This window comes from Clostridium taeniosporum (assembly GCF_001735765.2).
Classification (GTDB): domain Bacteria; phylum Bacillota; class Clostridia; order Clostridiales; family Clostridiaceae; genus Clostridium; species Clostridium taeniosporum.
Genome location: NZ_CP017253.2, coordinates 800,993 through 826,977, shown reverse-complemented (window position 1 = coordinate 826,977; position 25,985 = coordinate 800,993). Strand labels below are relative to the sequence as shown.

30 protein-coding genes are annotated in these 25,985 nt (G+C 26.3%); all 30 read right to left on the bottom strand.

The window, feature by feature from the left end; all coding sequences use genetic code 11:
- Positions 1–47 precede the first annotated feature (47 nt).
- Positions 48–1,097, bottom strand: a complete 1,050-nt coding sequence (locus BGI42_RS03970; protein ID WP_069679077.1) for a glycosyltransferase — start codon at positions 1,095–1,097, stop codon at positions 48–50.
- 14 nt (positions 1,098–1,111) lie between these two features.
- Positions 1,112–1,459 (bottom strand): DUF8042 domain-containing protein, encoded by a 348-nt coding sequence (locus BGI42_RS03965; RefSeq protein WP_069679076.1) that lies wholly within the window; start codon positions 1,457–1,459, stop codon positions 1,112–1,114.
- A 13-nt stretch (positions 1,460–1,472) separates the two neighbouring features.
- Complete coding sequence (gene pseG / locus BGI42_RS03960) at positions 1,473–2,486, bottom strand: UDP-2,4-diacetamido-2,4,6-trideoxy-beta-L-altropyranose hydrolase (protein WP_069679075.1); 1,014 nt, start codon at positions 2,484–2,486, stop codon at positions 1,473–1,475.
- 9 nt (positions 2,487–2,495) lie between these two features.
- A complete protein-coding gene (locus tag BGI42_RS03955; RefSeq protein ID WP_069679074.1) occupies positions 2,496–3,176 on the bottom strand; it encodes a PIG-L deacetylase family protein in 681 nt (226 codons plus the stop codon).
- A gap of 2 nt (positions 3,177–3,178) precedes the next feature.
- Positions 3,179–3,859: a formyl transferase gene (locus BGI42_RS03950; protein ID WP_069679073.1), complete on the bottom strand. Its 681-nt coding sequence runs from the start codon at positions 3,857–3,859 to the stop codon at positions 3,179–3,181.
- A 1-nt stretch (position 3,860) separates the two neighbouring features.
- Positions 3,861–4,910 (bottom strand): pseudaminic acid synthase, encoded by a 1,050-nt coding sequence (gene pseI / locus BGI42_RS03945; RefSeq protein ID WP_069681023.1) that lies wholly within the window; start codon positions 4,908–4,910, stop codon positions 3,861–3,863.
- Positions 4,911–4,943: 33 nt separating this feature from the next.
- Positions 4,944–5,396, bottom strand: coding sequence for a GNAT family N-acetyltransferase (locus BGI42_RS03940; protein WP_069679072.1), 453 nt, complete (start codon positions 5,394–5,396; stop codon positions 4,944–4,946).
- Positions 5,397–5,425: 29 nt separating this feature from the next.
- Positions 5,426–6,160 carry a cytidylyltransferase domain-containing protein gene (locus BGI42_RS03935; protein WP_069679071.1) on the bottom strand — a complete coding sequence of 245 codons (735 nt, stop codon included), beginning with the start codon at positions 6,158–6,160 and terminating at the stop codon, positions 5,426–5,428.
- Positions 6,161–6,220: 60 nt separating this feature from the next.
- A complete protein-coding gene (gene pseB / locus BGI42_RS03930; RefSeq protein WP_069679070.1) occupies positions 6,221–7,234 on the bottom strand; it encodes a UDP-N-acetylglucosamine 4,6-dehydratase (inverting) in 1,014 nt (337 codons plus the stop codon).
- Between the two features lie 129 nt (positions 7,235–7,363).
- Positions 7,364–8,593: a flagellin lysine-N-methylase gene (gene fliB / locus BGI42_RS03925; protein ID WP_069679069.1), complete on the bottom strand. Its 1,230-nt coding sequence runs from the start codon at positions 8,591–8,593 to the stop codon at positions 7,364–7,366.
- A gap of 34 nt (positions 8,594–8,627) precedes the next feature.
- Entirely contained in the window at positions 8,628–10,448 is a 1,821-nt protein-coding gene (locus BGI42_RS03920) for a motility associated factor glycosyltransferase family protein (protein ID WP_069679068.1), read from the bottom strand.
- A 117-nt stretch (positions 10,449–10,565) separates the two neighbouring features.
- Positions 10,566–11,378 (bottom strand): flagellin N-terminal helical domain-containing protein, encoded by an 813-nt coding sequence (locus BGI42_RS03915; protein ID WP_069679067.1) that lies wholly within the window; start codon positions 11,376–11,378, stop codon positions 10,566–10,568.
- A gap of 237 nt (positions 11,379–11,615) precedes the next feature.
- Positions 11,616–11,795: a YjfB family protein gene (locus tag BGI42_RS03910; RefSeq protein ID WP_069679066.1), complete on the bottom strand. Its 180-nt coding sequence runs from the start codon at positions 11,793–11,795 to the stop codon at positions 11,616–11,618.
- 100 nt (positions 11,796–11,895) lie between these two features.
- Complete coding sequence (locus tag BGI42_RS03905) at positions 11,896–12,216, bottom strand: hypothetical protein (protein WP_069679065.1); 321 nt, start codon at positions 12,214–12,216, stop codon at positions 11,896–11,898.
- 9 nt (positions 12,217–12,225) lie between these two features.
- Positions 12,226–13,704 (bottom strand): flagellar filament capping protein FliD, encoded by a 1,479-nt coding sequence (gene fliD, locus BGI42_RS03900; protein ID WP_069679064.1) that lies wholly within the window; start codon positions 13,702–13,704, stop codon positions 12,226–12,228.
- Positions 13,705–13,844: 140 nt separating this feature from the next.
- Positions 13,845–14,222 (bottom strand): flagellar export chaperone FliS, encoded by a 378-nt coding sequence (fliS, locus tag BGI42_RS03895; protein WP_069679063.1) that lies wholly within the window; start codon positions 14,220–14,222, stop codon positions 13,845–13,847.
- 11 nt (positions 14,223–14,233) lie between these two features.
- Positions 14,234–14,530 (bottom strand): hypothetical protein, encoded by a 297-nt coding sequence (locus BGI42_RS03890; protein ID WP_069679062.1) that lies wholly within the window; start codon positions 14,528–14,530, stop codon positions 14,234–14,236.
- 21 nt (positions 14,531–14,551) lie between these two features.
- Positions 14,552–14,905, bottom strand: a complete 354-nt coding sequence (locus tag BGI42_RS03885) for a flagellar protein FlaG (protein ID WP_069679061.1) — start codon at positions 14,903–14,905, stop codon at positions 14,552–14,554.
- Between the two features lie 61 nt (positions 14,906–14,966).
- Positions 14,967–15,182: a carbon storage regulator CsrA gene (gene csrA / locus BGI42_RS03880; RefSeq protein WP_069679060.1), complete on the bottom strand. Its 216-nt coding sequence runs from the start codon at positions 15,180–15,182 to the stop codon at positions 14,967–14,969.
- 4 nt (positions 15,183–15,186) lie between these two features.
- The gene (gene fliW, locus BGI42_RS03875) at positions 15,187–15,612 is read right to left on the bottom strand and encodes a flagellar assembly protein FliW (RefSeq protein WP_069679059.1); all 426 of its coding nucleotides are present in this window, start codon (positions 15,610–15,612) and stop codon (positions 15,187–15,189) included.
- Between the two features lie 17 nt (positions 15,613–15,629).
- Complete coding sequence (flgL, locus tag BGI42_RS03870; RefSeq protein WP_069679058.1) at positions 15,630–16,844, bottom strand: flagellar hook-associated protein FlgL; 1,215 nt, start codon at positions 16,842–16,844, stop codon at positions 15,630–15,632.
- 291 nt (positions 16,845–17,135) lie between these two features.
- A complete protein-coding gene (gene flgK, locus BGI42_RS03865; protein ID WP_069679057.1) occupies positions 17,136–18,974 on the bottom strand; it encodes a flagellar hook-associated protein FlgK in 1,839 nt (612 codons plus the stop codon).
- Between the two features lie 354 nt (positions 18,975–19,328).
- Positions 19,329–19,739 (bottom strand): flagellar protein FlgN, encoded by a 411-nt coding sequence (locus BGI42_RS03860; protein WP_069679056.1) that lies wholly within the window; start codon positions 19,737–19,739, stop codon positions 19,329–19,331.
- Positions 19,739–20,020 (bottom strand): flagellar biosynthesis anti-sigma factor FlgM, encoded by a 282-nt coding sequence (flgM, locus tag BGI42_RS03855; protein WP_069679055.1) that lies wholly within the window; start codon positions 20,018–20,020, stop codon positions 19,739–19,741. Before flgM ends, BGI42_RS03860 begins: the two co-directional genes overlap by 1 nt.
- 338 nt (positions 20,021–20,358) lie before the next feature.
- Positions 20,359–21,510, bottom strand: a complete 1,152-nt coding sequence (gene fliY, locus BGI42_RS03850; protein WP_069679054.1) for a flagellar motor switch phosphatase FliY — start codon at positions 21,508–21,510, stop codon at positions 20,359–20,361.
- On the bottom strand, positions 21,503–22,498 hold the full coding sequence (gene fliM, locus BGI42_RS03845) for a flagellar motor switch protein FliM (RefSeq protein WP_069679053.1): 996 nt from the start codon (positions 22,496–22,498) through the stop codon (positions 21,503–21,505). The genes fliY and fliM overlap by 8 nt, the downstream gene beginning before the upstream one ends.
- A 21-nt stretch (positions 22,499–22,519) precedes the next feature.
- Positions 22,520–22,915 (bottom strand): chemotaxis protein CheW, encoded by a 396-nt coding sequence (locus BGI42_RS03840; RefSeq protein WP_069679052.1) that lies wholly within the window; start codon positions 22,913–22,915, stop codon positions 22,520–22,522.
- Between the two features lie 25 nt (positions 22,916–22,940).
- Complete coding sequence (locus BGI42_RS03835; protein ID WP_069679051.1) at positions 22,941–23,300, bottom strand: response regulator; 360 nt, start codon at positions 23,298–23,300, stop codon at positions 22,941–22,943.
- 18 nt (positions 23,301–23,318) lie between these two features.
- On the bottom strand, positions 23,319–23,918 hold the full coding sequence (locus BGI42_RS03830) for a chemotaxis protein CheC (RefSeq protein ID WP_069679050.1): 600 nt from the start codon (positions 23,916–23,918) through the stop codon (positions 23,319–23,321).
- Between the two features lie 23 nt (positions 23,919–23,941).
- Entirely contained in the window at positions 23,942–25,978 is a 2,037-nt protein-coding gene (locus BGI42_RS03825) for a chemotaxis protein CheA (RefSeq protein WP_069679049.1), read from the bottom strand.
- Positions 25,979–25,985: the final 7 nt, after the last annotated feature.

Here is a 25,985-nt window from a genome sequence, read left to right as displayed (position 1 = left end):
AAGCAATAATTTATTTATCGTTTTTAATAATAAAAACTTTATCGTTTTTAACTATTAATATTATTTATTCTATTTACAGCTAAAGAATAATCTCCACATTGACTATAATATTGTATTGCTTGTTCAACCATTCCTAAACATTCAAATATTACTCCAATATTATACAAAGGTAAAAATGTAGTAACTCCCTCTATTTTTCCCTCTTTAAATTCAGTACATTTTAGAAATGTTTCCGCAGATTTTTGAAAATTACCATTATTCATTTCTATAATTCCTAAAAGAAACATAAAATCAGCACTATTACTATAATATTTTTCATAATCATATAAACATAGAGATTTATTAAATGAATTTAAATTGATTAAACTATATCCATAACTTTCAATCAAATCTTCTGCATACTCATAATAAAAATCATCTATAAATTGTATTGCTTTTTCAAATTGTATTATAGCATTTTTATATTCCTTTTTCATAAAATATGATTTTCCTAATTGATAATATAAATATGAATCCTTATTATTTACTTTAATAGATTTTTGCAATAATTCTATATTACGTTGAATTTTATTTGTTCTCTCTACCACTTCTTTAGAATATCCAATGTGTTTTACACATACATCTATTTCATTAGTTTTATATGTAGATTTATTTTTCATTACTATTTGTTCATGTATAATTCCTTCGTATTCAAAATAACACTTATTAAATAATCTATTAACTCTTTCTATATATTTTTTTGTTCCATATATATCTTCATATTCATTTATACATTTAATACGACCTACTTTATTATAAGAATTTATACAGAATTCTTTAATCTCTTCTATATTAAAACTCTCTATAATTTCATCAGCATCTAAAACCAATATCCAATCATTAGATGCCTTTTCTATGGAAAAATTTCTTGCTTTTGAAAAATCATCGCACCATTTAAAATCATATACTTTATCCGTATACCTTAATGCTATTTCTTTAGTATTATCAGACGAGCCTGTATCAACTATTATTATTTCATCCACAAATTTAGATGCTTTTTTTAGACATTTTTCTAGTGTAAATTTTTCATTTTTAACTATCATACATAAAGTTAACATATTTTTATCTTCCTTTAATTTAATACAGATAAATCTATTATTTCTTTAATATGCTTTATTATTGGTAATATTTCATACTCAAATAAATCAGCAACTAATATATTATCATCATTCTCTAAAGCTTGAATAATTTCTTTTAATTTTTTATTTAATTCATCTAACAAAATTTTTTCTTTATGAATCTCTCTTGTATTTTCTACTGCTATAGCAACCCAACTAATACCTTCTGTAATTGGATTTATCAATTTTAATCCTTCTTTATATTCAGTTCCTTGTAAAACTTTAGAAACTTTTATTATGTCTTTTTCCAATTGCAATATATATTCACTTGTTGTTTTTAAAACTTCTATTTTACTTTCCATTATTTTTCTCCTGTTAGTTATTATTTATATATTCTAAATATGAAACTATTCTATTTACACCTTTTCCATCTACTATTTCCATGGACTTCTTGCTCATTTCTTGCCTTTTTTCTATATTTCTATCTAAGTCCTTAATAGTTTCACATAACTTTTTCTTACTAATTTTTTGGTAAAAACCTAAATTTTTTATCACTTTAAGTTGATTTAATTTTTCACCTATTTTCTTCTGATTATCTGCTACTATTAAACCTATTGTTGGTATTCCACAAGAAGCAAGCTCATATAATGTGCTTCCACATGCAGATATACATATATCACATTCATTCATTATTTTAATCATATCAGCATGAAAATGAAGTTCTATATTTTTATTCTTTTCAGATAATTTCATTAATTCATATATATTTTCTTTTGTAAAACAAGGGCCTACTATTACATGAAATTTAAAATGTAGTTCTTTTAAATAATCACATATTTTATTAGTTATTCCATTAAAATCCGATGCACCTACTGTTATCATTATATTATGAATTCTTTCATCAATAAATTTATCTTTAACTCTTCTAAATTCTTCTCTTAACATAGTATAATCAGTTCCTAACAACAGCTTTGTACCTTTATTAACTTTATATTTCCATTCTTCTGCACCAATATTTTGATTAATTATAAAATCTACATTAAAATAATATAAATTCATATCATCTATGTATCCAGTAAATTTAAAATACTTTTTAATTATATTAAAATATTCTTCATTAACATCATAACTATCTGTAATTAAACAATCAGCTTGTATTTTAGATAACTCTGCAAATATATCGCCTTCATTTATAATAATTACATCAAACCCTTGCTCTTTAACTTTATTTATACCAGCTTCATATTTCTCAGGTAATAAACTACTTTGTTTACATACATAGAATACATCATTATTATTTTTTTTTAATTCTTTTGCTAATACTAAACTTCTCATTATATGACCCATTCCAATTTGTAAACCGCCATCAGCTCTTATTGCTATTTTCATACAATCACCTTATCTTATTATTCTTACAACTTCAAATGCCTCTGCATATTCTTTACTTATTACACTCCCCCATTTTAAAGCAGAAGATTTTAAATTTTTAATCGATCTCGGATGCGGAAACTCTTTTAGCTCACTTTTATAACATTTCATAGCTTCCACTTTTTCATTTAATGTTTCCGTTACATCAATAAAGTAATTAGGTTTAAAATTATTAGTATTATTAAAATTCCATTCTGTTGAAGAAACAGTTTCAAAAGAATATATTTCTTTTACACATTCTTTTCCAATTGGTCTTGTAGCTGTTAATACAGCTTCAAAAGTTATTTTGTGATCTATATTTAAATCTCCTCCAAAATGAGTATATATTATATCTGGTTTTATTTTATTTACATATTTTTCTATAATCTTTATTATATCTAATAAAGATATTGAATCAAATCTATTATCAGGTAAATTTTCCATATACACGTCTTTATATCCTATTATTTTTGCCGCTTCATAAGTATCTTTATGAAGTTTTTCTAAACTTATATTATCTGCAAACTCTCTTTTTTCATATCTGGAAGTCATTCCTTCACCTAATATAAGTCCAAAACAAACATCATTATTTCTATTATGTTTTAAAATTGTTCCACCTACACCTAAAATTTCATCATCTGGATGTGCAGCTATTACTAATACTTTTTTCATATTTAATCATCCTCATCTATAATTTCAACATCTGCAATTATTTTGTTGTTTTTTAAACTTGCTCTTGAAAATTCAAGTTTGTATTTACCAAATCTAATAAAAGCCTTAGGATATCCTTCTCCATCAAGCATTCTTATATAATCATATATTTTTTTTAAATTAAAATCTAATAATATTTCACTTTGAGAAAAATTCCTTCTTTTAAATTCTACAATTTCTCCCTTTTGCTTAGTCGGTACAATATTTTCATTAATTATCTTAGGTATCATATCTTTAAAAATGATTTCAGAAGCTCTCATAAAAATTTCATCTGCACTCCCATTTAAATTTAAATTTTCCTTTAAATAAATATCACCTGAGTCAATTCCATTGCATACTTTTAATGCAGATATTTTGGTATTTTCTATTCCTATATCTATCAAATTCTGCAACGGACTTCCACCTCTGCCGAAAGGTAAATCTGTTATATGAAAAACTACACAATTAAATTTTTCATATATTTCTTTTGAAATAATCCATGACCAATGAGGAAAGAAAATATATTGTGGATTTATATGATTTACTTTCTCGTAAGTCAGCTCATTTTTGTCTGTAAATATATAAATATCATTAGCATTATTATTCTTAAAATTATATGCTTTTTTTATATTCCATGATTTTATAGTAGCTATTATAATTTTCATATTATTTAACCTGATTCCATGAAAGCGGAGTGCCTCTTTTTATATCACAAATTGCTATTTTCCCTAAAACGTCCTCGTAATACTTAGGCTTCAAACCATTTCCCGGCCTTATTATTCTTATATTTTCTTCTGTAAATTGTTCACCTTCCTTAATATCTTTTATCACAAAAATTGATCTTCTAAACTTTCTACTTTGCTTTTCATTATCTGAAAGTTCATAACTTATTCGTCCCATAGCTCTTTCAGCTAATCTAATATTATCTACCATATTTTTGAATTCTTGTGGTTCCATAGAAAAAGAAGCATCCGGATTTTGGATCTCTCTATTTAAACAAAAATGTTTTTCTATTATTTTAGCACCCATTGCAACAGCAGTAACTGACGCAATTGAACCTAATGAATGATCTGATAAACCTACATTAACTTGAAAAATGTCTTTTAGATTTTTCATAGTTATTAAATTCATATCATCTGGTATAGCTGGATATGCACTAGAACATTTTAATAAGCATATTTTTTCGTTTCCCATAGATTTAATTGCATTTACAGCCTCTTCTATTTCACCTAAAGTTCCCATGCCAGTAGACATTATTATAGGTTTATTTTTAGATGCAATATATTTAATAAGGGGAATATCTATCAATTCAAATGAGGCTATTTTATAAAAATCCACATTTATACTTTCTAAGAAATCTACAGAAGTCTTATCAAATGGTGTTGATAAAAAATCAATTCCCAACTCTTCTGCTTTATTTTTTAAACCTTCTTGCCATTCCCATGGCGTATACGCTTTTTCATAAAGTTTATATAAATTTTCTCCTTTCCAAGTACCGTCTTTTATACTAAAATAATTATTATCACAATCAATAGTCATAGTATCTGCTGTATATGTTTGTATTTTTATACAATCTGCACCAGCACTTTTTGCTGCTTCTATTATTTCTATTGCTCTTTCATAACTTCCTGCATGATTGGCTGACATTTCAGCAATTATATAACAAGGATGATTCTCTCCAATAATCTTATCATTAATATTAATTTGATTATTCATCATCTAAACCCTCCATTTGCATTTAATAAATACTTAACTTATTTCTTTTTTATATAGAACATATTTATTCTCAAGATACTTATTGTAATTATTTTTTTCAAAACATCTTTGAGATATGATATTGTTTAATTTGACAATTGCTTCTAATGTGCTTATTTGTGGCAATTTTTTTTTAATTTCTTTTTCAATAATCTCTATTATTTTAATTCCATAACCTTTACCTCTATATTTTTTATCTATGCTATAATCAATAAGTGCACTTGATCCATCAATTTCGATTCTAATTTGTCCTATATTTTGTTTAGATTCTTCTAGTATAAATATCTTTGTATTATTTGAATTCAATTTCTCTTCAAACCAATTTTTATGTTCATCATAAACAATCTTTTTAGTTTTAAATGAACTTTTTCTTACTTGCTCATCATTTACCCAATTATATAACAATCTACAATCATCTTTATTAACATTTCTTAACTTAATACTCATATTTATACTCCTGTTTTTAACATTAAATACTATATATGTTTTTGCATTATATGTTTATTCATATTGTAAAGTTCTGGATATTGATTGTATAAGTTTAATATATCTTCAAAAACAAATTGTGAATTCATATGATTATATAAATTTTCATATATATTTTCAATAAGTTCTAAGTCTTCTTTTGTATCAAGTGTCCACCTTAACTCTGAATAATCTTTATCATTTTTATATTGTGCTATTTTAAAAACTTTTGAATTATCCCATATATACGGAGTTACATGTTCTAAATCTCTATTACTTACTGCTTCTTTAAAAGCAACTTCTAAAGCATTAAAACTAAACACCTCAGTATCAAGCCCCCTTGGATAAGTTCTTTCAATAGTGTTACTAATATAATCATATTTCTTGGCATTATCTAAATAATATTGTATTATATCTTGACTTATTTTGTAATCTATCAATGGACAATCTGATGTAATTCTAACAACTATATCAGCATTATTTTCTTTTGCTGCATAATAATATCTAGACAATACATTATCTTCTGAACCTCTAAAATATTTTACTCCGATTTTTTCACATTCTTTTATAATCTGATTATCTCTTTCCAAATTGGTTGTAGCTATTATTATTTCATCTATATTATTAATCAACCTTAATCTATAAATAACATGTTCTAAAACACTTTTTCCACAAATCTCTTTTAATACCTTACCAGGTAATCTAGAAGAACCCATTCTTGCTTGTACTATACATACAACTTTCATTATATTCACCTTATTTCCAAAAAACTTTAATATATTTTTTTATTATATGTTTGATAAAAATTATCTTACTTCAAACCCTAATTCTTTTAAAGCACTTCTTAATTGTTCTATATTAAACCATTCTGTATTATTAGATGAATTGTATTCAAATCCTTCTTTAATTTTCTTCCCCCCTGGAGTCATAAACATCTTAGAATTCCACCAGTCAAAATTAGGATAAATTATGTAATGTTTATCATATTCATAAGTCATTCTAGAATCATCACTAGTTATCATAACTTCATGAAGCTTTTCACCTTCTCTTATTCCAACTTCCTTCATATCAATTTCTTTACACATAGCTTGTGCTAAATCAGTTATTTTAAATGAAGGTATTTTAGAAATATAAGTTTCTCCACCTTTTGATTCATTTAATGCTTTAAATACTAAATCTACACCTTGATCTAAAGTAATCCAAAACCTTGTCATTCTAAAATCTGTTATAGGTAAAACTTTTTCCCCATTTTCTAATAATTTATTAAAAAATGGAATAACTGATCCCCTACTACCAGCAACATTACCATATCTAACTACTGAAAATACAGTTCCATCTCCACCAGAATATGCATTTCCCGAAATAAATAGTTTATCAGAAACAAGTTTTGTACCTCCATAAAGATTTATTGGATTAACAGCTTTATCAGTAGATAAAGCAACACATTTTTTTACTCCTTTATCAATACAAGCATCTACTATATTTTGTGCACCATGAATATTAGTTTTAATAGCTTCAAACGGATTATATTCACAAGCTGGGACTTGTTTCATAGCTGCCGCATGAATAACATAATCCACACCATGAAAAGCTCTATATAATCTTTCTTTATCTCTTATATCTCCTATAAAAAATCTTAATTTATCCATAGCATCAGGATATTTTGCTATAAACTCTTTTTTCATTAAATCTTGTTTAAATTCATCTCTTGAATATATAATTATTTTTTGTGGATTATATTCATTTAGTATTCTTTCTGTAAACTTTTTACCAAATGACCCTGTTCCACCTGTTATCAATATTACTTTATTATCCAACATATTTTTTCTCCTTATATAAAATTATTTAACCAATCATTATATGTTAATTATCGTAATTAATTAAAAAAAATTAAATAATAATAAAAAACTTATCAATGTTTCAATTTTTGTAATACTTTTCTTTTATCATTACTTTCTAATAAGCAAACTCATAAAACCCATATTTACATTATTTTCTTTTTTAATCCAATCTAAAATTCCATCAATATAACCCTTAGTATGCTCTATATTTCTAGAATATAAGTATAATATTCTAATTACTTTATTATCATCAAGACATTTATAATGATTTCCTATACCAACTAAAAATATTTTTAATATTGCGAATTTAATAACCAATATACAATATTCTTCAAATATTTCTGTTCCTCTTTTTATTGGAAATAAAGTTGAAAAAACTTCATTTACCAGATAATTTTCTAAAACATATTCTTTATTTTTCAAAAAAGCAGAATATATATTTTCGTATCCTATCTTATAACTTTCTAAGCTTTTATTTAAATTATTTTCATCATAATTAATTCCTTCTAAGAAATCTAAAAATAAATTATTATAATCATGTTCAACATTTTTATCTTTTAATTTTGTATTACATATTAGATGAATAAAATTAGCTTTAACCGCATCTTTATATTTTAAATTTTCCATGTATATTTTTATAGAATCATTTAAATATTTTTGTAAACTATTTTTAATTACATTACTAATATTTTCAGTCTCTTCATTATGTATTACATTTTGGACTTTATTTAAAATAAGACCTAAAATAAAAATTCTTTCTTCTAATGTAAATTCTCTATTTTGAAGTATGTCTATACTCATTTCTCTTAAAATCCATAAATTCTTATTCATTCCATATTCAGAATTGGTATTTAAATTCATTAATACAGAATATTTATCTAAATCTATTTCATCATAAAATTGGTCAAAGCTCATAAAATTTTCATTAAATAATGATTTAGCTGTTTCAGGGCAAGATATATGACAAGATTTCTCAACGCATCCATCTACAATATTTATAATTCTTGGATATTGATTACAAGTTTTTGATAAATAGTTTTCTCCACATTTTATATAAATTTCACATAGTCCTTCTTTATTTAAAAAAGGACAATTTTTATTATTATCTAATGTTATCTTTGCATAATAATTATTTTCTTTTATTTCTTTGTTTAAAATTATATTTTTATTTATTATTTTCTTTATTGGATTATCTCTATTTACTTTTCTATAATTCTTAAAGGTTTTTTTATCTATATCAATACTCCATCCTCGACAACAATGATATTCACAATCATTTCCTATACATTTAAAATATTTCATGTAATTTGGTTGTAATGTTAAAACTCTTTTTTTCATAATTCTTTTCCTTTACATAATATATTTTTACTATTTATGAACTATAATCTATATCTTTCTTATCAAATGCAAATTTAACTATTTGCATACATTTATCAATATATTCATACTGTAATGCCAATCCATTCAATATAGTTTTATTTTTTTCATGAATATTATCTAATTTATCTAATTTATTATTTATGCCACTTGTAATACTATCTATATAAGACTTTCCAGTGGGTTCAATAAAAACTTTAAAACTATCATACTTTTCAATTTCATCACATAGGTTTAAAATGCTTTTAAATTGTTTGCTAAAGCTTTTCTCATCATAATGATTTATAAGCTTATATATTTTATCCAACCTTTGTTTTGATAATTCAATTAATCTTTTTATTTCTTTTTTATATTCAAATATTAAATTTCCAAATTTATCTTTATCTATACTATTATTCTTCTTGGATAATAATGGTAATTTATCATATATATTAAAATCTCTAATGCAGAATTTGTTTATAGCTTCTTTAAACTTCATATTAGGTGCCCCTTTTATGCCTAATCCTGCTTCACTACAATTGTAAACTTCTATTTCTCCATTAAATACATTTAAATATTCCTCAAACCAGTTCTTTATTCCTATTAAATCATTCTTTGTATAAACCTCTTTACCATATATATCAAGAACCTTTTTAAATCCTTTTCTTTCTAATGATTTGTCTTTATCAATATTATAATTATGAATTCCTCCTTCAGCATACCTTTCATTACCTGTATATGCTAAATCTTGTCCTATCAGCATAACCTGTGATGCTTTTAGATACTGTGCTAATACTAATGCAATATTAGACACAGATGGTCCTGAATCAAATTTTTGTACTTTAATACCTAACCCTTTATAAAGTTCTAGTATTGAAGTATCGTTATTTAAAATCATGCACATTTTTTGTCCTTTATATGATTCAACTGCTTTATAATGAACTGATGGCCCAAAAATAAAAATAGGCTTTGTATTTTTTAACTGTTGAAAAATTTTAGCCTCCATTTCTTGACCATCAAATCCCATTATTATATGTGGAGTTATTTCTTTTTTCTCTAATATATTAACCGCTGATCCTACTGCTATTATTAATGCTTTATTATTTATTTCTTTTAAATAATGAACATTTTTATTTAAAGATGGTCCTGCTGAAACAATCACTATAGGAATATCTTTAAATTCTTCTTTCATAATACTTACATCTGGAATCTCTTTTATATAATCTAAAAGTCGTATAGTATTATTTAACCACATTTGTGCAAATGCAATTTCCGTCGCAATATTCCCCTTAATTTGAAATAGCCCATTGTCTATTTCTTTATATAACTGCTCTATATATTTATTATCTATTTTTCTATAAATAGGCATCTCTTCTATATGTATTTTTTTTATCTTATTTTCTTTTAAATAATCAGAAATTAATCTCCTTATAATATATGGATCTATATCTACCATAAATACAATATTATCCAATCTTAAAAATTTTGTAATATCCTTAAAATCTAACATTTTTCTAAAAAAATATATATTAGGTTCTATAATTATTATTTTCTTGTCTTTGTACTTCTTCTCTAATTTTTCCAAATAATATCCTAAACCTAATCCAATAACTAAAATTGTATCTTCATCTTTAATAATAGTATTATCAATCCACTTTAAAGCTTCATTTTCAGGATTATATCTACTATGAATCCAAAATTTATTATTAAATATTATATTTGACATTCCGTTTTTACTTTTGACTTCTTGGATATTATCGTTATCTTCTAATTCTATAATTCTTTCATATAATTTAGGATAATATTCTTTTAAAATAATTAAATTATCTTTTAACATAATAACATTCTCCTTAAATTCACTTTTATATTTCAATTATAATACACCAAGTTAAACAATACTATAATTTATAAAAAAAAGTCGACATAAGTCGACTTTTTTTTTATAAACTTAATACTATCTTAATAATTGAAGTACACCTTGTGGTTGTTGATTAGCTTGAGCTAACATTGCTTGAGCAGCTTGGTTAAGAATGTTATTCTTAGAGAAATTCATCATTTCCTTAGCCATATCTACGTCTCTAACTCTGCTTTCTGCTGCTTGAATATTTTCAGATGCATTATTTAAGTTATTGATAGTATGTTCTAATCTGTTTTGGTTTGCTCCAAGTTTTGATCTTTCAGCAGATACTGCTTTAATAGCTGAATCAACTTTTGATATTGCTGAAGCTGCTTTAGTATGTGTAGTTACATCTAAAGCATTTACTGATAATGCATCAGCTTTCATTGTTCCAACTGCTAACTTCATGCTAACACCTTCATCAGCACCTATTTGGAATTTTAAACTCTTTGCAGTACCGTCAAGTAATTTTTGTTCATTGAATGTAGTTGAAGTTGCTATTCTGTCAATTTCATTAACTAATTCGTCCATTTCAGATTTTATAGCAGTTCTATCAACTGTTACGTTAGTATCGTTAGCTGCTTGTACTGATAATTCTCTCATTCTTTGAAGAATTGAGTGAGTTTCTGTTAAAGCTCCTTCTGCTGTTTGAATTAAAGAGATACCATCTTGAGAGTTTCTTGAAGCTTGATCTAAACCTCTGATTTGTCCTCTCATTTTTTCAGAAATTGAAAGACCTGCTGCGTCATCTCCAGCTCTGTTTATTCTTAAGCCTGAAGATAATTTTTCCATAGACTTTCCTGCTGCACTTGTATTGCTTAGCATATTTCTGTGTGCGTTCATCGCATTCATGTTGTGATTGATAATCATAATAAAATTCCTCCTTGATTTTACATGGACATCCTTGTCCTTAATTTTTATTTATTTAAAAGTCATTGCTGACTCTCAAAACTTTTTTAACTTTCTTACTTATACTGTCGTATGTTAATTTGAATACTTTATAACTTTTTATAACTTTTTTAATTTATATTATTTTTTAACCATTTTATAATATAAACATTAGTTACATTTATATTATCGTAATCATTATCTTATACTTTAATATTTTTAAACAATTTTATCTAAATTTATTCCTTTTCCAGGTTCTACAGCCATATTATCCATCATTTCTGTCATTTGATCAGCTACTTGCTTTTGTGAATTCATTCCAAGTTTTAAAACAGATAACTGCACAGCTGTTTTTAATGCTCCTTGATTCATCGAAATTGACATTGCTCTTATATCCATAACCATTCCCCTTTTTTCTCACTTTTCTTAAGTTAATCACTAATTCCCTTTTATTTATATATTATGAATATACTAATATAATATATTTACATTCATAATATTAAATCTTAGTTGAAAAAAAATTACCACTTCTATTTGCATTAACATATCCTAAATTAGCTTGTTTTTGTTTTGATATTTGTTTTATTTCTTCTTTTACAGATAACATTTTTTCTTTTAAAACATCTTCTAATTCTTTGTCTAAAATGTCTAACCCTTTTTCTTTATATATTTTTTTTATTTCACTTTTTTCTAATTTTAAAGAAAATATCTTCTTTATTATTTCTTCTCTTTTTTCTAACAAAGAAATATCTTCTTTATCCTCTTTTATTGAATTTATAATTTCTAAATTTATTTCTTTATAGTCATTAAAAATATCCATAACTTAAACTTAAGCCATTCCTAATTGTGACATTAAATTAGATTGTTGAGCATTAAGTTTATTCATCATTTTTTCAAGAGTAGCATATTTAGAATATAAGTGTTGTTCTCTTCTTGAAAAATCTTTTTCCATATCTTTTATTTTCTTCTCATAATCTGTTATATTCTTACTAAGTTGATTAGTTGTAAAAGTAGTTGTACCTTCAAAACCCGCTTTCTTTAAAAGAGATGAACTAGTGCTTTTGTTAAATTCCGTATCTACAGTATCTTTTAATTGATGTAATATTCCTCTTTGACTCTTATCAGCTGCATCTGAATTTCCTATAAATAAATTCATAACATCTTCTGTATTATTTTCTAAAGCTTCTGTTAATTTATCTTCGTCAATCGTAAATGTTCCATTTAAAGCCCCTGAATAATCTTGAACTGGTTTTATTCCTATAGTTTCAAGTTTTAATCCACTATCCGCCATTAAAGTTCTCATAGATTCTTTCATAGAATTAGTTATTCTTGTAATATCAGAATCTCTATATAATTGTCCTTTTTCAACTCTTTCATTCCAAAGTTTAACTTCAGTTTCTGACATTTCTTTCTTTTGTTCAGCTGTAAGTGGAACATAACTTCTATCATGCTTAGTTATTACAGTTGTATTTAATTTTTCTATAAGCTTATTATAATCATTTACAAAAGCTACAACCTTATCCTTTAAATCTTTTACATCAGTTTTTCCTGTTATCTCAACACCAGTACACTCTTTATTAAAATTAAAAGTAATACCATCTACTGCCTTTGAATTATTTGTAACTTTATCTGCATCTTTAATCTCATAAATATCACCATTACTATTTTTTATTGTTGCATGAAGATATTTATCTGTAGCATCACCTGTAGAATTAGTAAGTGTAAAACCACCTTGACCAAAATCATTTGCTTCAAAAATTATGCCACCACTAATTTCACTATATTTAGCTGTTATATTTAAAGATTTTAATTGTTCAGAAGTCAAGCTAGAATCTGCCTTTTTAGTAGCTATTGATGCATTAAAATTAGCTATTGTTGTCTTACTTCCATCATTTGCAACATCAAAATTAATAGTAACTCCAGTACTTGTAGTTAATGTTTGAGCTCCAGTAGTTATACCATCTTTTAAAGTAGTTGATGCTTTTGCTGCTAATTGAGTTACACTAACTGTATAATCATCTTTTATAGCTTCACCACTGGCTTTTGCAGTTACAGCATTTTCATCACTTGATGAGAAACTAATTGATGACCAATTTGATGATTTTAATAAAGTATCACTTTTAACCATATCAAGATGTTTATCAAAAAATTCTCTACCTTCTTTTATTATATCTCTATACAGCTTTTGTTTTATTTCTACAACATCTTTCTTTTGTGTCATTTGGTCTACTTTAATTCTGTAGGGTTTCATGGAATTCTTAACTATTTCATCCATATCAAGTCCTGTTGCAAGTCCTGTAATTCTCATTATCCTTCACTCCTTATTGTTTTTTATATAATAATTAGCATCTATTATCTCTATATACAAAAGATAATAGATGCACATTTATTATAGCTTTTTTATTTAATAATAATATTCATCAATTAAAACAAAATTATATTTTATTACTATGCATTTTTAGCTCTTTTTTCAGCTGCATACCATATATTCCTTATTTCTTCAATAAGAGGTATAACTTCATCTATTACCTTTACATCTTTTTTTAAGTTAGCTTCAAATAATTTGTCATTTATAAATCCATAAACATCAAACATATTTTGTGCCCATTCTCCAGCACTTATATCAAGTGTAGCTCTAAGTTCTGTAAAAATATCTTCTGTTTTAACTATATTTTCATGTGCTTTTTTTATGTTCTTATCCACCATAGCTTGTCTAGCTATTTTAGCAAATTTAACTGCTCCATCTACAAGCATCATCAACAATTGATCCTTAGATGCGTAATTTACACTATTATTTTTATAAGCAGTATATCCATTAGAATACATTTGCATTCCTCCTATTTTTCTATATCTAAAAATCTACCTTTAGAGTTTGTATTGTTTAAGGTTTCAACTTTTTCAACATTTATATATAAATTTTTTGTATTACATTTTACACCATCAATTGTAATATACTTTTTTTCATATTTCTTTGGTTCATCTTCATTTTCTTTATTCTTCTTATGTTTATTTTCGTCTTCTTTTAAATCTTTCTTTATACTTATGTGATTATTTCCATGAATTTTATCTATCTTAATTTCTTCTTGTAGTTTGTCTCTAAGGTCAGTATCAACTTTGTTAAGTCTAAACTCCACCTTCAATCCCCTCCCTAAAAATTAAGCTCTCTTGTCTAATAATCCAACTTGTTTGCACATGCTTGCAACCATATCTAATATTTTTTTAGGGGGGATTTCCAAAATCACTTTTTTTGTTGAGTCATCTACTATTTTTATCATTACTGATTTTAAATCTTTATGCACAGAATATTCTGCATGCACCTTATCATCTTCTAAAAATTTATTTAATTTTTTAAGTGATTTATCTAATTCTTCTTTACTATAGTTTTTATCTGATAAATGAGATTTTTCTATTTGTTTTATTTGTTCTTCATTATTTGTATTTTTAAAATCTGGTATGATACCTTCAAAATCATTATTGATAACAACTTGTCCTACAGGATTAATGTTCATTTTGTTCCCCCTTAATCTATATCTAATTTTTAAGACTCTCTTAAAATAAAACATAAGTAAATTATTTCTTTAATTTATTTAATAAATTTAAATCAATATTCATAGCTTTTTTATTTTCTTCTCTAACAGCTTCATATAATTCTTTTCTTAAAATAGGAGTTTCTCTTGGTGCATTTATTCCAAGTTTCACACTTCCATCTTCTAGCTTTAAAACTGTAATTTCAATATCATCGCCTATAATTAAAGACTCATCTTTTTTTCTTGTAATAATTAACATATTATCACTCCTTTATTAAAAGATGTTTTATTTCATAATCTGATTTATCTAATATTATTTGTTCCCCTAATTTATTAGAAATATTTATAATTATAGGTGCTTTTAAATTTGTAGTAATTTTTTTTGGATCAGAATTTAATGTTACAGTAGTAAACACTACAACTTCTTTTTCATCTTCTATACATAATTTATCTATTTGTTCATTACTCAATTTCACTTCATAATTTTCATGAAATTCAAATGGCGAAACTAAAATCAATCCCATGTCATCATCTTCTAATGATTGTAATAACTTAAATGGTTCATATCCTTTTATATCTACTAAAATATAATCTTTTAAATTTTCAAATCCTAAGATTCCTTTTTTAAAAGTAATTTTATTTTTTTCATCATATTCTATATTACCATGCACCTTTGAAACAAATATCATAACTCATCTCTCCTATTCTATAAATAGTCTAATATAGTTGCTGGAAGTATTTTAGCACTAGTTTGAAGTGCTGCCATATATACTGTTTGCATTGTTGAATATTGTATCATTTTTTCTGTGAAATCAATATCTTCTGTCTTTGATAAAATATCTGTCATATCTAAATTTTCTGATTCATTCTTATCTTGTGCAGATTCCATTCTATTTTGCATAGCTCCAACTTCTGCTCTATTTTTTAGCAGATTTTTTATAATATCATCTACTTCTCCAAGACATTCTCCAGTTATTTTAGAAACATCTCCACCAGATCCAAGGTTGGTTATAATCTTATTTAATGTATCAACAACATTAGTTCCACTACCTTCTAAAAGATCCACTGCATTTTTATTATAATTAATTAAAACTCCTTGAGATACTTCAACATTCAAATCTGAACCCATTTGATCTAATGCATTAAAAGATGGTACCATACTAGCTAATCTTTCTACAGCATCATCATTAAATCCTTGGGCATTTAATGCTATTTTAAATAAAGATTCTTCTGTTACAGGAGGAGTCGCTGTTAAATCAACACTACTTAAATCAATATTTACTGGTGTTTCTACAGGATTTGCAGGATCAGTATTATCAGCTATAATAACTGTTACTGTATCACCGCTTTTCTCCATACTATTTATAGTTTTAGTTCCACCATCAGTAATTGGATTTGTAAGTTCTATATTTACTCCTGCTGCTGTTTTATTTACAGCATTTCCATCTTTATCTGCATAACATAATTCACCATCTGAATTTACTATTGTAGGTTTAGATGTAGTTTTAGTTCCTCCAAATATATATACTCCATCAAAATTAGTATTTAATATTTGAGACATTTCATTGACTCTTTCTTTAATTTCATCTTGTATGGCCTTTCTTTCATCTCCCCCATATGCTCCATTACCTGCAGTAACCAAAAGTTCTCTGACTCTAGCAAATACATTTCCCATTTGATTTAATGAAGTATCTGTTGTATCTAACCAGTTTGAAATATCTTTTATGTTTTCATTATACTGCTTATTTGCTCCAATTTCCGTATACATTTGCATTGTTCTTGAAACTTTATATGGATTATCAGACGGTCTGCTTATTTCTTTACCTGATGATAATTGATTTTGAATCTTCTGTATATTATTTAAATTTTTTGTCATATTGCTTTGATAATTCGAAGTTAACATACTTGTAGTTATTCTCATAATCTTCGCCTCCTATTTCTTAATATAAATATACTTCTTTTCATTTTTTTCATTTAAAATACGTTCGTATATAAAAAGTGGCTACTCCATACGTTTTAGTTGAGAGTCGATAATTGAGAGTTGAGAGTTTTGGTTGAAAGTCTTAAAGACTTTCTAATAATATATATTTCAAAATTTCAATAACGAATCTTTTCCTTACCTCTCCACTTTCCACTCTCAATTCTCAACTAAATTTCTAAAGTTCTAGCTTTCATCAGACTTTTAAAATTTTATAAATTCATATACACCCAACTATCTCTTAAGTCCATTTATAACAACATCAAGTAATTCATCTACTGTTGAAATCACTTTAGCATTTGCACTATATGCATGTTGAAATTGTATTAAATTAGTCATTTCTTCATCTAATGAAACTCCTGAAGTTGATAATCTTTGCATTTGTAAATCTTGTAATTTCTTTCCTTGCTTATCTACATCTCTACTAGCTGTTTCTGCATTTACTCCTAAATTATTTATTATTTCTTTATAATAAGCATTTATTGTTGATCCATCTTTACTGCCTATTATATTTATTTCATCATCAAAATTCACTTGTGAATTACTTAAAAAATCGGCTCTACTATCTATATCTTTGAATTTAGACAAATTCATCTTTACATTTCTAAGACTTGCAATTGCTAAGGCTCTCTCTCCATTACCTTCTCCAGCATCATCTTTGCTTGAAGCATTTAATAAAGATACATTCTCTAATAAATATTTATTAACGGTTATGTTTTTAGCACTTATTTTCTCTTCTAACTTTTCATTCTTAGCTGCTCCAGTTAATCCTTCTACATCAGCACCATTAATAAATACAAGCTCATATTTATCTGTAGGTGTTTTACTTCCTGTTTGAATAGCATTAACGGAATAAGCTAAACCCACAGCAATTCTGTCTAGGTCTTCCATATATCCTTTGATCGTATCTTGTACTCCTTGATTACCTGCTATATCACCTTTGATGTGTTTGTCATCAATAGTATTAACCTCTACATCTAATTTATGAGTTTGAAGTATTGAAGTATTTAGCTCTTTAGACTCTACTGTATCTCCATCTTTTAAAGTTATAGTTTCATACTTAGTACCATTGGCTTTTCTTACAGTAATATCTCCATTCTTATCAGCTGTTAATACTCTATTTTGAATTAAAGATTCAGATAATTTTTCTGCATCTTCTTTGCTTGTACAATTTACTGTTATTGTTTCTATTTCTGCATTTAAATTACCTAAAGGATGGTATTTAAGATCAATAGTATAAGCTCCAGCATTTTCTTTAACTTCGGTACTCTTTACATAAGAAAATCTAGTATAATTTTCATTTATAGGGTTTGAATTAACTAAATTATTAACAGGATTCTTGTTATTTTGATATCCTTCTAATTTTAAATCAATAGCCTCTTTATCTTTTCTATCTACTGTTATTCCAAATTTATAACTTAATTCATCTAAAAGATTATCTCTTGAATCCATTAAATCATTTGGTTTTTGTCCAACTGCACATACACTTGCAATTTGATTATTTAATTCGTTTATTTGATCTAAATAACTATTTGCATCTTTAATATTTACTTGTAATAATTTTTGAGCATCACTTAATTGTTTTTCTAATTGAGTATAAGTATTATTTAATGTATCTGATAAAACTGATGCTTTTTGAAGTGCTATTGTTTTTGTTGATGAATCATGTGGCTTCTTAGATAATTCTTGAAAAGCATCAAAAAACTCTCCTAGTAATTGTTGTATTCCCGAATCAGAAGGTTCTCCAAATATATTTTCCACACTATATAAAAATTTATCTTGAACATCATAATTTGCAAGTTTACCATTTTCATGTCTTACTTGAAAATCAATAAAAGAATCTCTCACTCTTTCTATTGATGAAATTTCAGCTCCAGTACCAACTTGTCCAACTGTACAAGTATCGAATCTAGACATTCCACCAAAAGGTCTTGTAGTTGTTGCAACTGCTCTTTGTCTTGAGAATCCAGTTGTATTTGCATTTGCTATATTATGTGATGTTGTATTTATTGCTCCTTGTTGTACATTTAACCCTCTTTTCCCTATAGTAAATGTATCAAATAGTCCTGCCATTTATATTCCTGCCTTTCAAATTTCCTACATCCATGTCTTTTTAGTCCCCATCCATGTTTTTATAATAAAAAAGTAATATTTCTCTCTTAAATATACAATTAACAGTTGACAATGAACAATTATCACATAAATTTTTAAAATATATTTTTAATTACTTTAGAAATTTATACTAAAAAATAAATGTACTTTTTGTTTTTAAATCTTTTCTAATTAGGCTGCTTATTTTTTATTTTCAATTATCCTTTGTCAATCGTCAATTTAAATTTTTCTCCTCAGACTAAACTTCATGGGCCTTTTAAAATTAAAATCCTATAACTTCCTATACATTTAAAAAGACTTACACTCTTTTGAGTATTATCTTCTCAAATTACCATAAGAGTTATAAGTCTTCATTTCCCTATTAGGATTCATAATGTTTAGCATTTGATTATTAAACATTATCTGCTGTTTTAATAACATTTCATTAGTTTCCTTTTGCAATGTTACATCTTTTAATGTTTTTTGAATTCTTTCATATGATGCATTTAATTTTTCATCATTAAAATCATTTAATATATCTTTTATACTCTTTTTACCTATTAGCTGTCTTCTGCTAACTTCATGAGCAGCAATTTTTTTATTGCACTCATTCATCTTATCAACTAATCCTTCTAATCCAAACACATCTTTTTCCATTATCATCTTATACTGAATCTCAAATAGACTTAATAATTCTCTTAATGCACTTTCCTCATTATCAATTATTTCTATTAACTCTTGTATCATTATTTATTTTTATTCTCCTTTATAGCTTCTAGTATACCCTTTGCGATTAATTTAGAATCTATTTTGTAAGTACCATTTTGTATCTTTTCTTTAATTTCTGCTACTTTCTTTGTATTATCTATACTATAATCCAAAGAATAATCTTTTATAGATTTACCAAGTTCTGAAATTTCTATTCTATCTGTATTTTTAATATTATTATTTTTTTCAATCTTATTTATATTTTTATTAGAATTATATATATTCACTGCAGAATGTGCATTAATCCTATTAATACTCATATCTTTTTACCTCCATAATTATATCTTACTAATCTTTCTTCTTTTATTATCGTACTATTATATATTAAGTTTAGACATTTTTAACAAATTAATACCTTAATAATATTAAGTATTTATCTTATTTATAAATATAAAATATTATGCTTAAATATTAATAATAAAATAATCCTTACATCTAATTAATAGTATACTATAACTATTAATTAGATGTACATATTTTAACAAAAATAGAGATATAATTAACTTATATAATTCTTAATATTAAAATTATATAAATATTAATTATATCTCTATTATAATTAAAAATTCTTAAACAGATTTTTTTAATTACTATCTAATTATCTAAGAGATCTTATTCTTTCAGCATTACTTACTATACTAGTTATTCTTACACCAAAGTTTTCATCAACAACGACAACTTCACCATAAGCTATTTTCTTTCCATTAACTAATATTTCAACTGGTTCTTCTGCTAATTTATCTAATTCAATTAAAGATCCAGTACTTAAACTTAAAATATCTTTTATACTCTTTTTAGTTCTACCTAAAACAACAGATATATCTAATGGAACATCTAATATTAAATCTATATTTTTAGGTGCTTGTGTATTTCCCCCTGGAGCTAGTGCTTCAAAAGCTGCTTCATGAACTTCTACCGGTTGTTGTACTCGTCTTGGTTCTTCCACTATAGGCTTTTCTTGAATTGACGCTTGTTCCTTATTAGGTATAGCTTTTTGTGTTTGAACTGGCTTAGATGCTGTTTTTTCTGCCACAGTATTTTCTGATTCACTAGCACTACCATCTTGACCCATCATTATAGAAACAATCTTCTTTGCTGTACTTAAAGGTAATATTTGCATTATATTGCTATCAACAAGATCACCTATTATTAATCTAAATGAAACTCTTACAATCTCTTCTTCTTCTGATAGAGTTTCTGTAATTGGTTCATCTTTCTCTCTCCATAACTTTGAAGTTGGAGGAGATATATCTACCTTACGCGAAAACATTGTTGCCATAGATGTTGCTGCCGAACCTATCATTTGATTCATTGCCTCTTGTACAGCACTAACTTCTATTTCTGATAATTCAGCATTTTCAGCTACCTTACCATCTCCACCCATCATCAGATTGGCTATTACAGCAGCATCATCTGTTCTCATAACCAATATATTTCTTCCTATTATGCCTTCTGTATACTCAACATCTAATACTATATTAGGAATCTCAAAAGAAGCCTTAATATCTTTTAATGTTGTTAAAGAAACTACAGGTGTTGTTATATTTACATTTTGATTAATAATTTGATAAAGAGCTGTAGAAGCTGATCCCATTGATATATTTCCTATTTCTCCTAACAGGTCTTTTTCAATATCAGTCAATTCTTCTTTATTCCCATTATCTTGAGAAACTTCCTGTGTTTCTTCATTACTAAGTTCTCCTGCTAGAAGTGCATTTATTTCTTCTTGCGATAGAAAACTATTACTCATACTCTTTCACTTCCTTATCTATTATATCTAAAATAGCAACGCCCATATTTTTTCCTGTTACTCCAGGTTTTGCATAGTAACACAACTCGTTTCCTACATATACTTTTATAGGTGAAGAGCTCTTATCATCAAGCTTAATTATGTCTCCCTTAGTTAGCTTTAAGAAATCATCAACCATGATACTTGTACTTCCAAGTTCTGCAAATACATCAATATCAACTTTTTGAATTCCTTTTTCCATTTTTCTTCTTGATTCCTCAACTAATGCCTCATCATCATTTTGGAACCAATATTGTACTACCAATTTGTCTAATACTTTTTCTATACTTAAGTATGGAATACACATATTCATAAAAGTACTATGTTCTCCAAATTCAACTGAAAACGTAATAAGCGCAACTGGTTCATTTGGTGCTAATGTTTGATTTATTGCTGGATTAGTTTCTATTCCTTCTACCTCAGGAGTTACATTTAAAATATCTTCCCATGCTAATTTTAGATTACTAATCATTCCAGTAGTAACTTGTTTTATTATATTTTTATCTATATCAGAAAATTCTTTATTACCTATTTTTCTATCTCCACTTCCCCCAAGCAAAATATCTATTATTTGAAATGATAATTGAGGATTTGTTTCAAATATAATCGATCCTGTTAATGGGGGCATTTTAAATATAGTGATGATAGTAGGATTTTGTACGGAATGTATAAATTCCTCATAGGTTATCTGTTCTACAGTTTCTATTTTGACTTTAACATTCTTTCTTATTTGTCCTGTCAAATAATTAGAAATTATTCTTGCAAAATTATCATGTATAAGCTCTAAAGTTCTAATATGATCTTTAGAAAATTTTTGCGGACTTTTAAAGTCATATAACTTTATTTTATGTTTTTCCTCTTCTTTGGGCTGTGTTTCCGGTTCTAGTTCTCCTGTAGATAAAGCAGATAACAAGGCATCTATTTCACTTTGTGATAAAACATCTGCCATTTTTTATCCCTCATTTCATTACTAATTTAACAACCTATCAATATTTATTATTGTTAGAAGTTTGTTGTTATAATCTACAATTCCTTTTATATAGTCTGGTCCATTATTATCTTCTAATCTTTGTATATCTTTTTCTTCTATATCTAACACTTCGTCAACTTCATCAACTGAAATTCCGATTTCTTCGTCCTTAACAGTTAATATTATTATATTATTTTGTTCAGCACTTGAATCAACATTTAACAACAGATTTATATCAACAAGTGATTTTATACTTCCTCTTAAATTTATTAACCCTTTAATATAACTAGGTGCTTTTGGCACTCTAGTTATCCCCATCATATCATTAATACTTTGAACACGTTCTGTTTCAACAGCAAAATACTCATTCCCTAGTTTAAATACTACTATCTGCATTTAATACACCCCCATACTGGTATTTTTAACCAAGTACTTTTTTTATAGCTTCTAATACTCTATCAGCTTGGAATGGTTTTACGATAAAATCTTTCGCTCCTGCTCTTATTGCATCCATTACCATAGATTGTTGGCCCATTGCAGAACACATTATTATTTTAGCATCTGGATCAAACGCTTTTATTTGCTTTACTGCTTCAATACCATCAACATCCGGCATTGTTATATCCATTGTAACTACATCTGGTTTATCCTTCTTATACATTTCTACTGCTGCTGCACCGTTGCTCGCTTCTCCAACTATTTCGAAGTCATTTTTTTCTAATATATCCTTTATCATCATTCTCATAAACGCTGCATCATCTACTATTAAAACTTTAGCCATTTAAATCTCCCTCCAAAATTAATTTATTCCAATTGATTTTAATATTTTCTCTAATGATCCTGGCATTGGAACATAATAAAAATGTGCTCCAATCTCCTCTTGTGTATCATCTAAGAAAACTGTCTCTATGTCAAGTATATTTTCTTCATATTGACAAGATTCTATAAATGTTGTTGTTAAAATTGCACTAATCATATCATATGCAACTGCTGGAACAGATGGAATTATTTTAAGATTAGTGAACTCAGCTATTGCATTCATATATGATCCTGTTATTATATTAGTTATTTCACACAATATTGATTTCCCTAATTCACTAGTAATTTCCTCTTCATATCCTGCTAATCTTTTAATCATTTTCTTAGCTCTATCTGAATTAAATATTAAAAGAATATTCCCTGAAATGTCTCCAAGTACTCTTATAATAATTCCTGCAACTTCTTCTTCACTATTTAATTCAATAATATCTTCAAGTTTTACTATATTTACCGCTGGTACTGTCATATCTATTTTTTCAGATATCATTACAGAAAGAGCCGTTGCAGCATTTCCAGCGCCAATATTAGATACTTCTTTAAGCGCATCTAATTGCATACTACTGAAGTTGGTATATTCCATTTCATACCTCCTATAAAATTATACTATAACAATGATCCTACATCTAATATTAAAGTAACCAATCCATTACCTAATATAGTTGCTCCAATATATTGATCTAGCCCCTTTAAAGTCGCACCAAGAGGTTTAATTACTATTTCTTGTTGTCCTAGCAATGAATCTACTAATAAACCTATAGTTTTATCACCAACGTTCACTATTATAACAAATTTCTTTTCTGTTTCGCCAGCCTCAATATCTAATGTTTCATTAAGTCTTACTAATGGAATTACACTTTCCCTGTAAATTATAACTTCTCTTCCATTACTTGTCTTTATATTTTCTTCTTTATAATCTATTACTCTATCAATAAATCCTAGAGATATAGCTAAAGTTTCTTCTCCAATTTTAACAAGTAACGCTTGTATTATTTGTAATGTTAAAGGAAGTTTTATTACAAATGTTGAACCTTCTCCTTCTTTACTAAATACATCTACAGTACCACCTAAAGATGAAATTTTTGTTTTAACAACATCCATTCCAACTCCTCTTCCAGATATATCTGTAACAACTTCATTTGTACTAAAGCCTTGAGCGAAGATTAAATTCTTAATATCATTATCTGATAATCCCTCAGTATTTATTCCTTTTTGTTCTGCTTTAGCTTTTACTTTTTCAACATTTATTCCTGCACCATCATCTATTACTTTTATAAGCGCTTTAGTTCCCTCTTGATAAGCAACTAATTTAACTGTACCAACTGGATTCTTTCCTGATGCAATTCTTTCTTCTTTAGATTCAATACCATGATCGGCAGCGTTTCTTAACAAATGTATTAACGGCTCTCCAATTTCATCTATAACAGTTCTATCTAATTCAGTTTCTGCACCCTCTATAATAAAATTTATTTCTTTATCTAATTCTATTGAAACATCTCTTATCATTCTTGGGAATCTATTAAATACAGTATCTAATGGAAGCATTCTAATTTTCATAACTAAGTCTTGAAGATCAGAAGTTGTTCTTCCTACTTGTTCTAATGTTTCATTTAACTCTGCTGATTTATGATCCATTACTATTTGTTCAAGTCTTGTTCTATAAATAACAAGTTCTGAAACCATGTTCATTAAATTATCAATTCTTGCTAAATCAACTCTTACAGATTGATGAGCTTTTTTAGAATCTTTTTTAACAGAATTTGTCTTTTTTGCTCTAGCTTCTGTTTTTGGTGCTGGTTTATTTTCTTTTACCTCTTTTTTAGTAACCACTTCTTCTTTATTGGGTTTATCTTCTATTTCTTTAGCAACAATATCATTGTCGATTTCCACCATAAAAACTTTAACATTTTCAACTTCTGATATTCCATTTACTAAATTAGTCATCTCTTCAACTGTATTATGTGTTACTACAATAAAATTTAAATCCAAATCAAATTCTTCATTCTCTATTTCTTCAGTTGAAGGTTTTGATTTTAAAATTTCACCATGATCCTCAATATCTTTAACAATTAAAAAGGCTCTTGCTGATTTAAGTAATGTATTTTCACTTATTTTGATTTTAACTTCCATTACATTAAATTCTTTTTCTTTTGCTTGTTTAATTACTGATAAATCATATTCATTCAATTCAAATGAAGATTCGTTTTGACTCTTCACATTTTTAACTTCAACTACACTAGATTCTTTTGTATTATCAATTTCTTTTTTAATTGCTATATTCTCTAATGCTTTTATAATATTATCTATATCAACATTTTCTTCTGAAGAGCTTTCAATATTGTCTATCATTCTTTCTAATGTATCTAAACAATCAAATAGAACTGTAACAACTTCTTGAGTTACTTTTAGCTCTCCATCTCTAAATTTAGCTAATACATCTTCCATCTTATGAGTTAGTTCTGCAACATCGTTAAATCCCATAGTTGCAGCCATTCCCTTAATTGTATGTGCTACTCTAAATATTTCATTAACTTTGTCAGTGTCATCTGGATTTTGCTCTAAATCCAATAATGATTCATTTAAAGTTTGAAGATTATCTAAAGACTCTTCTAAAAACATAGTCATATATTGAGATGTATCCATATTATCC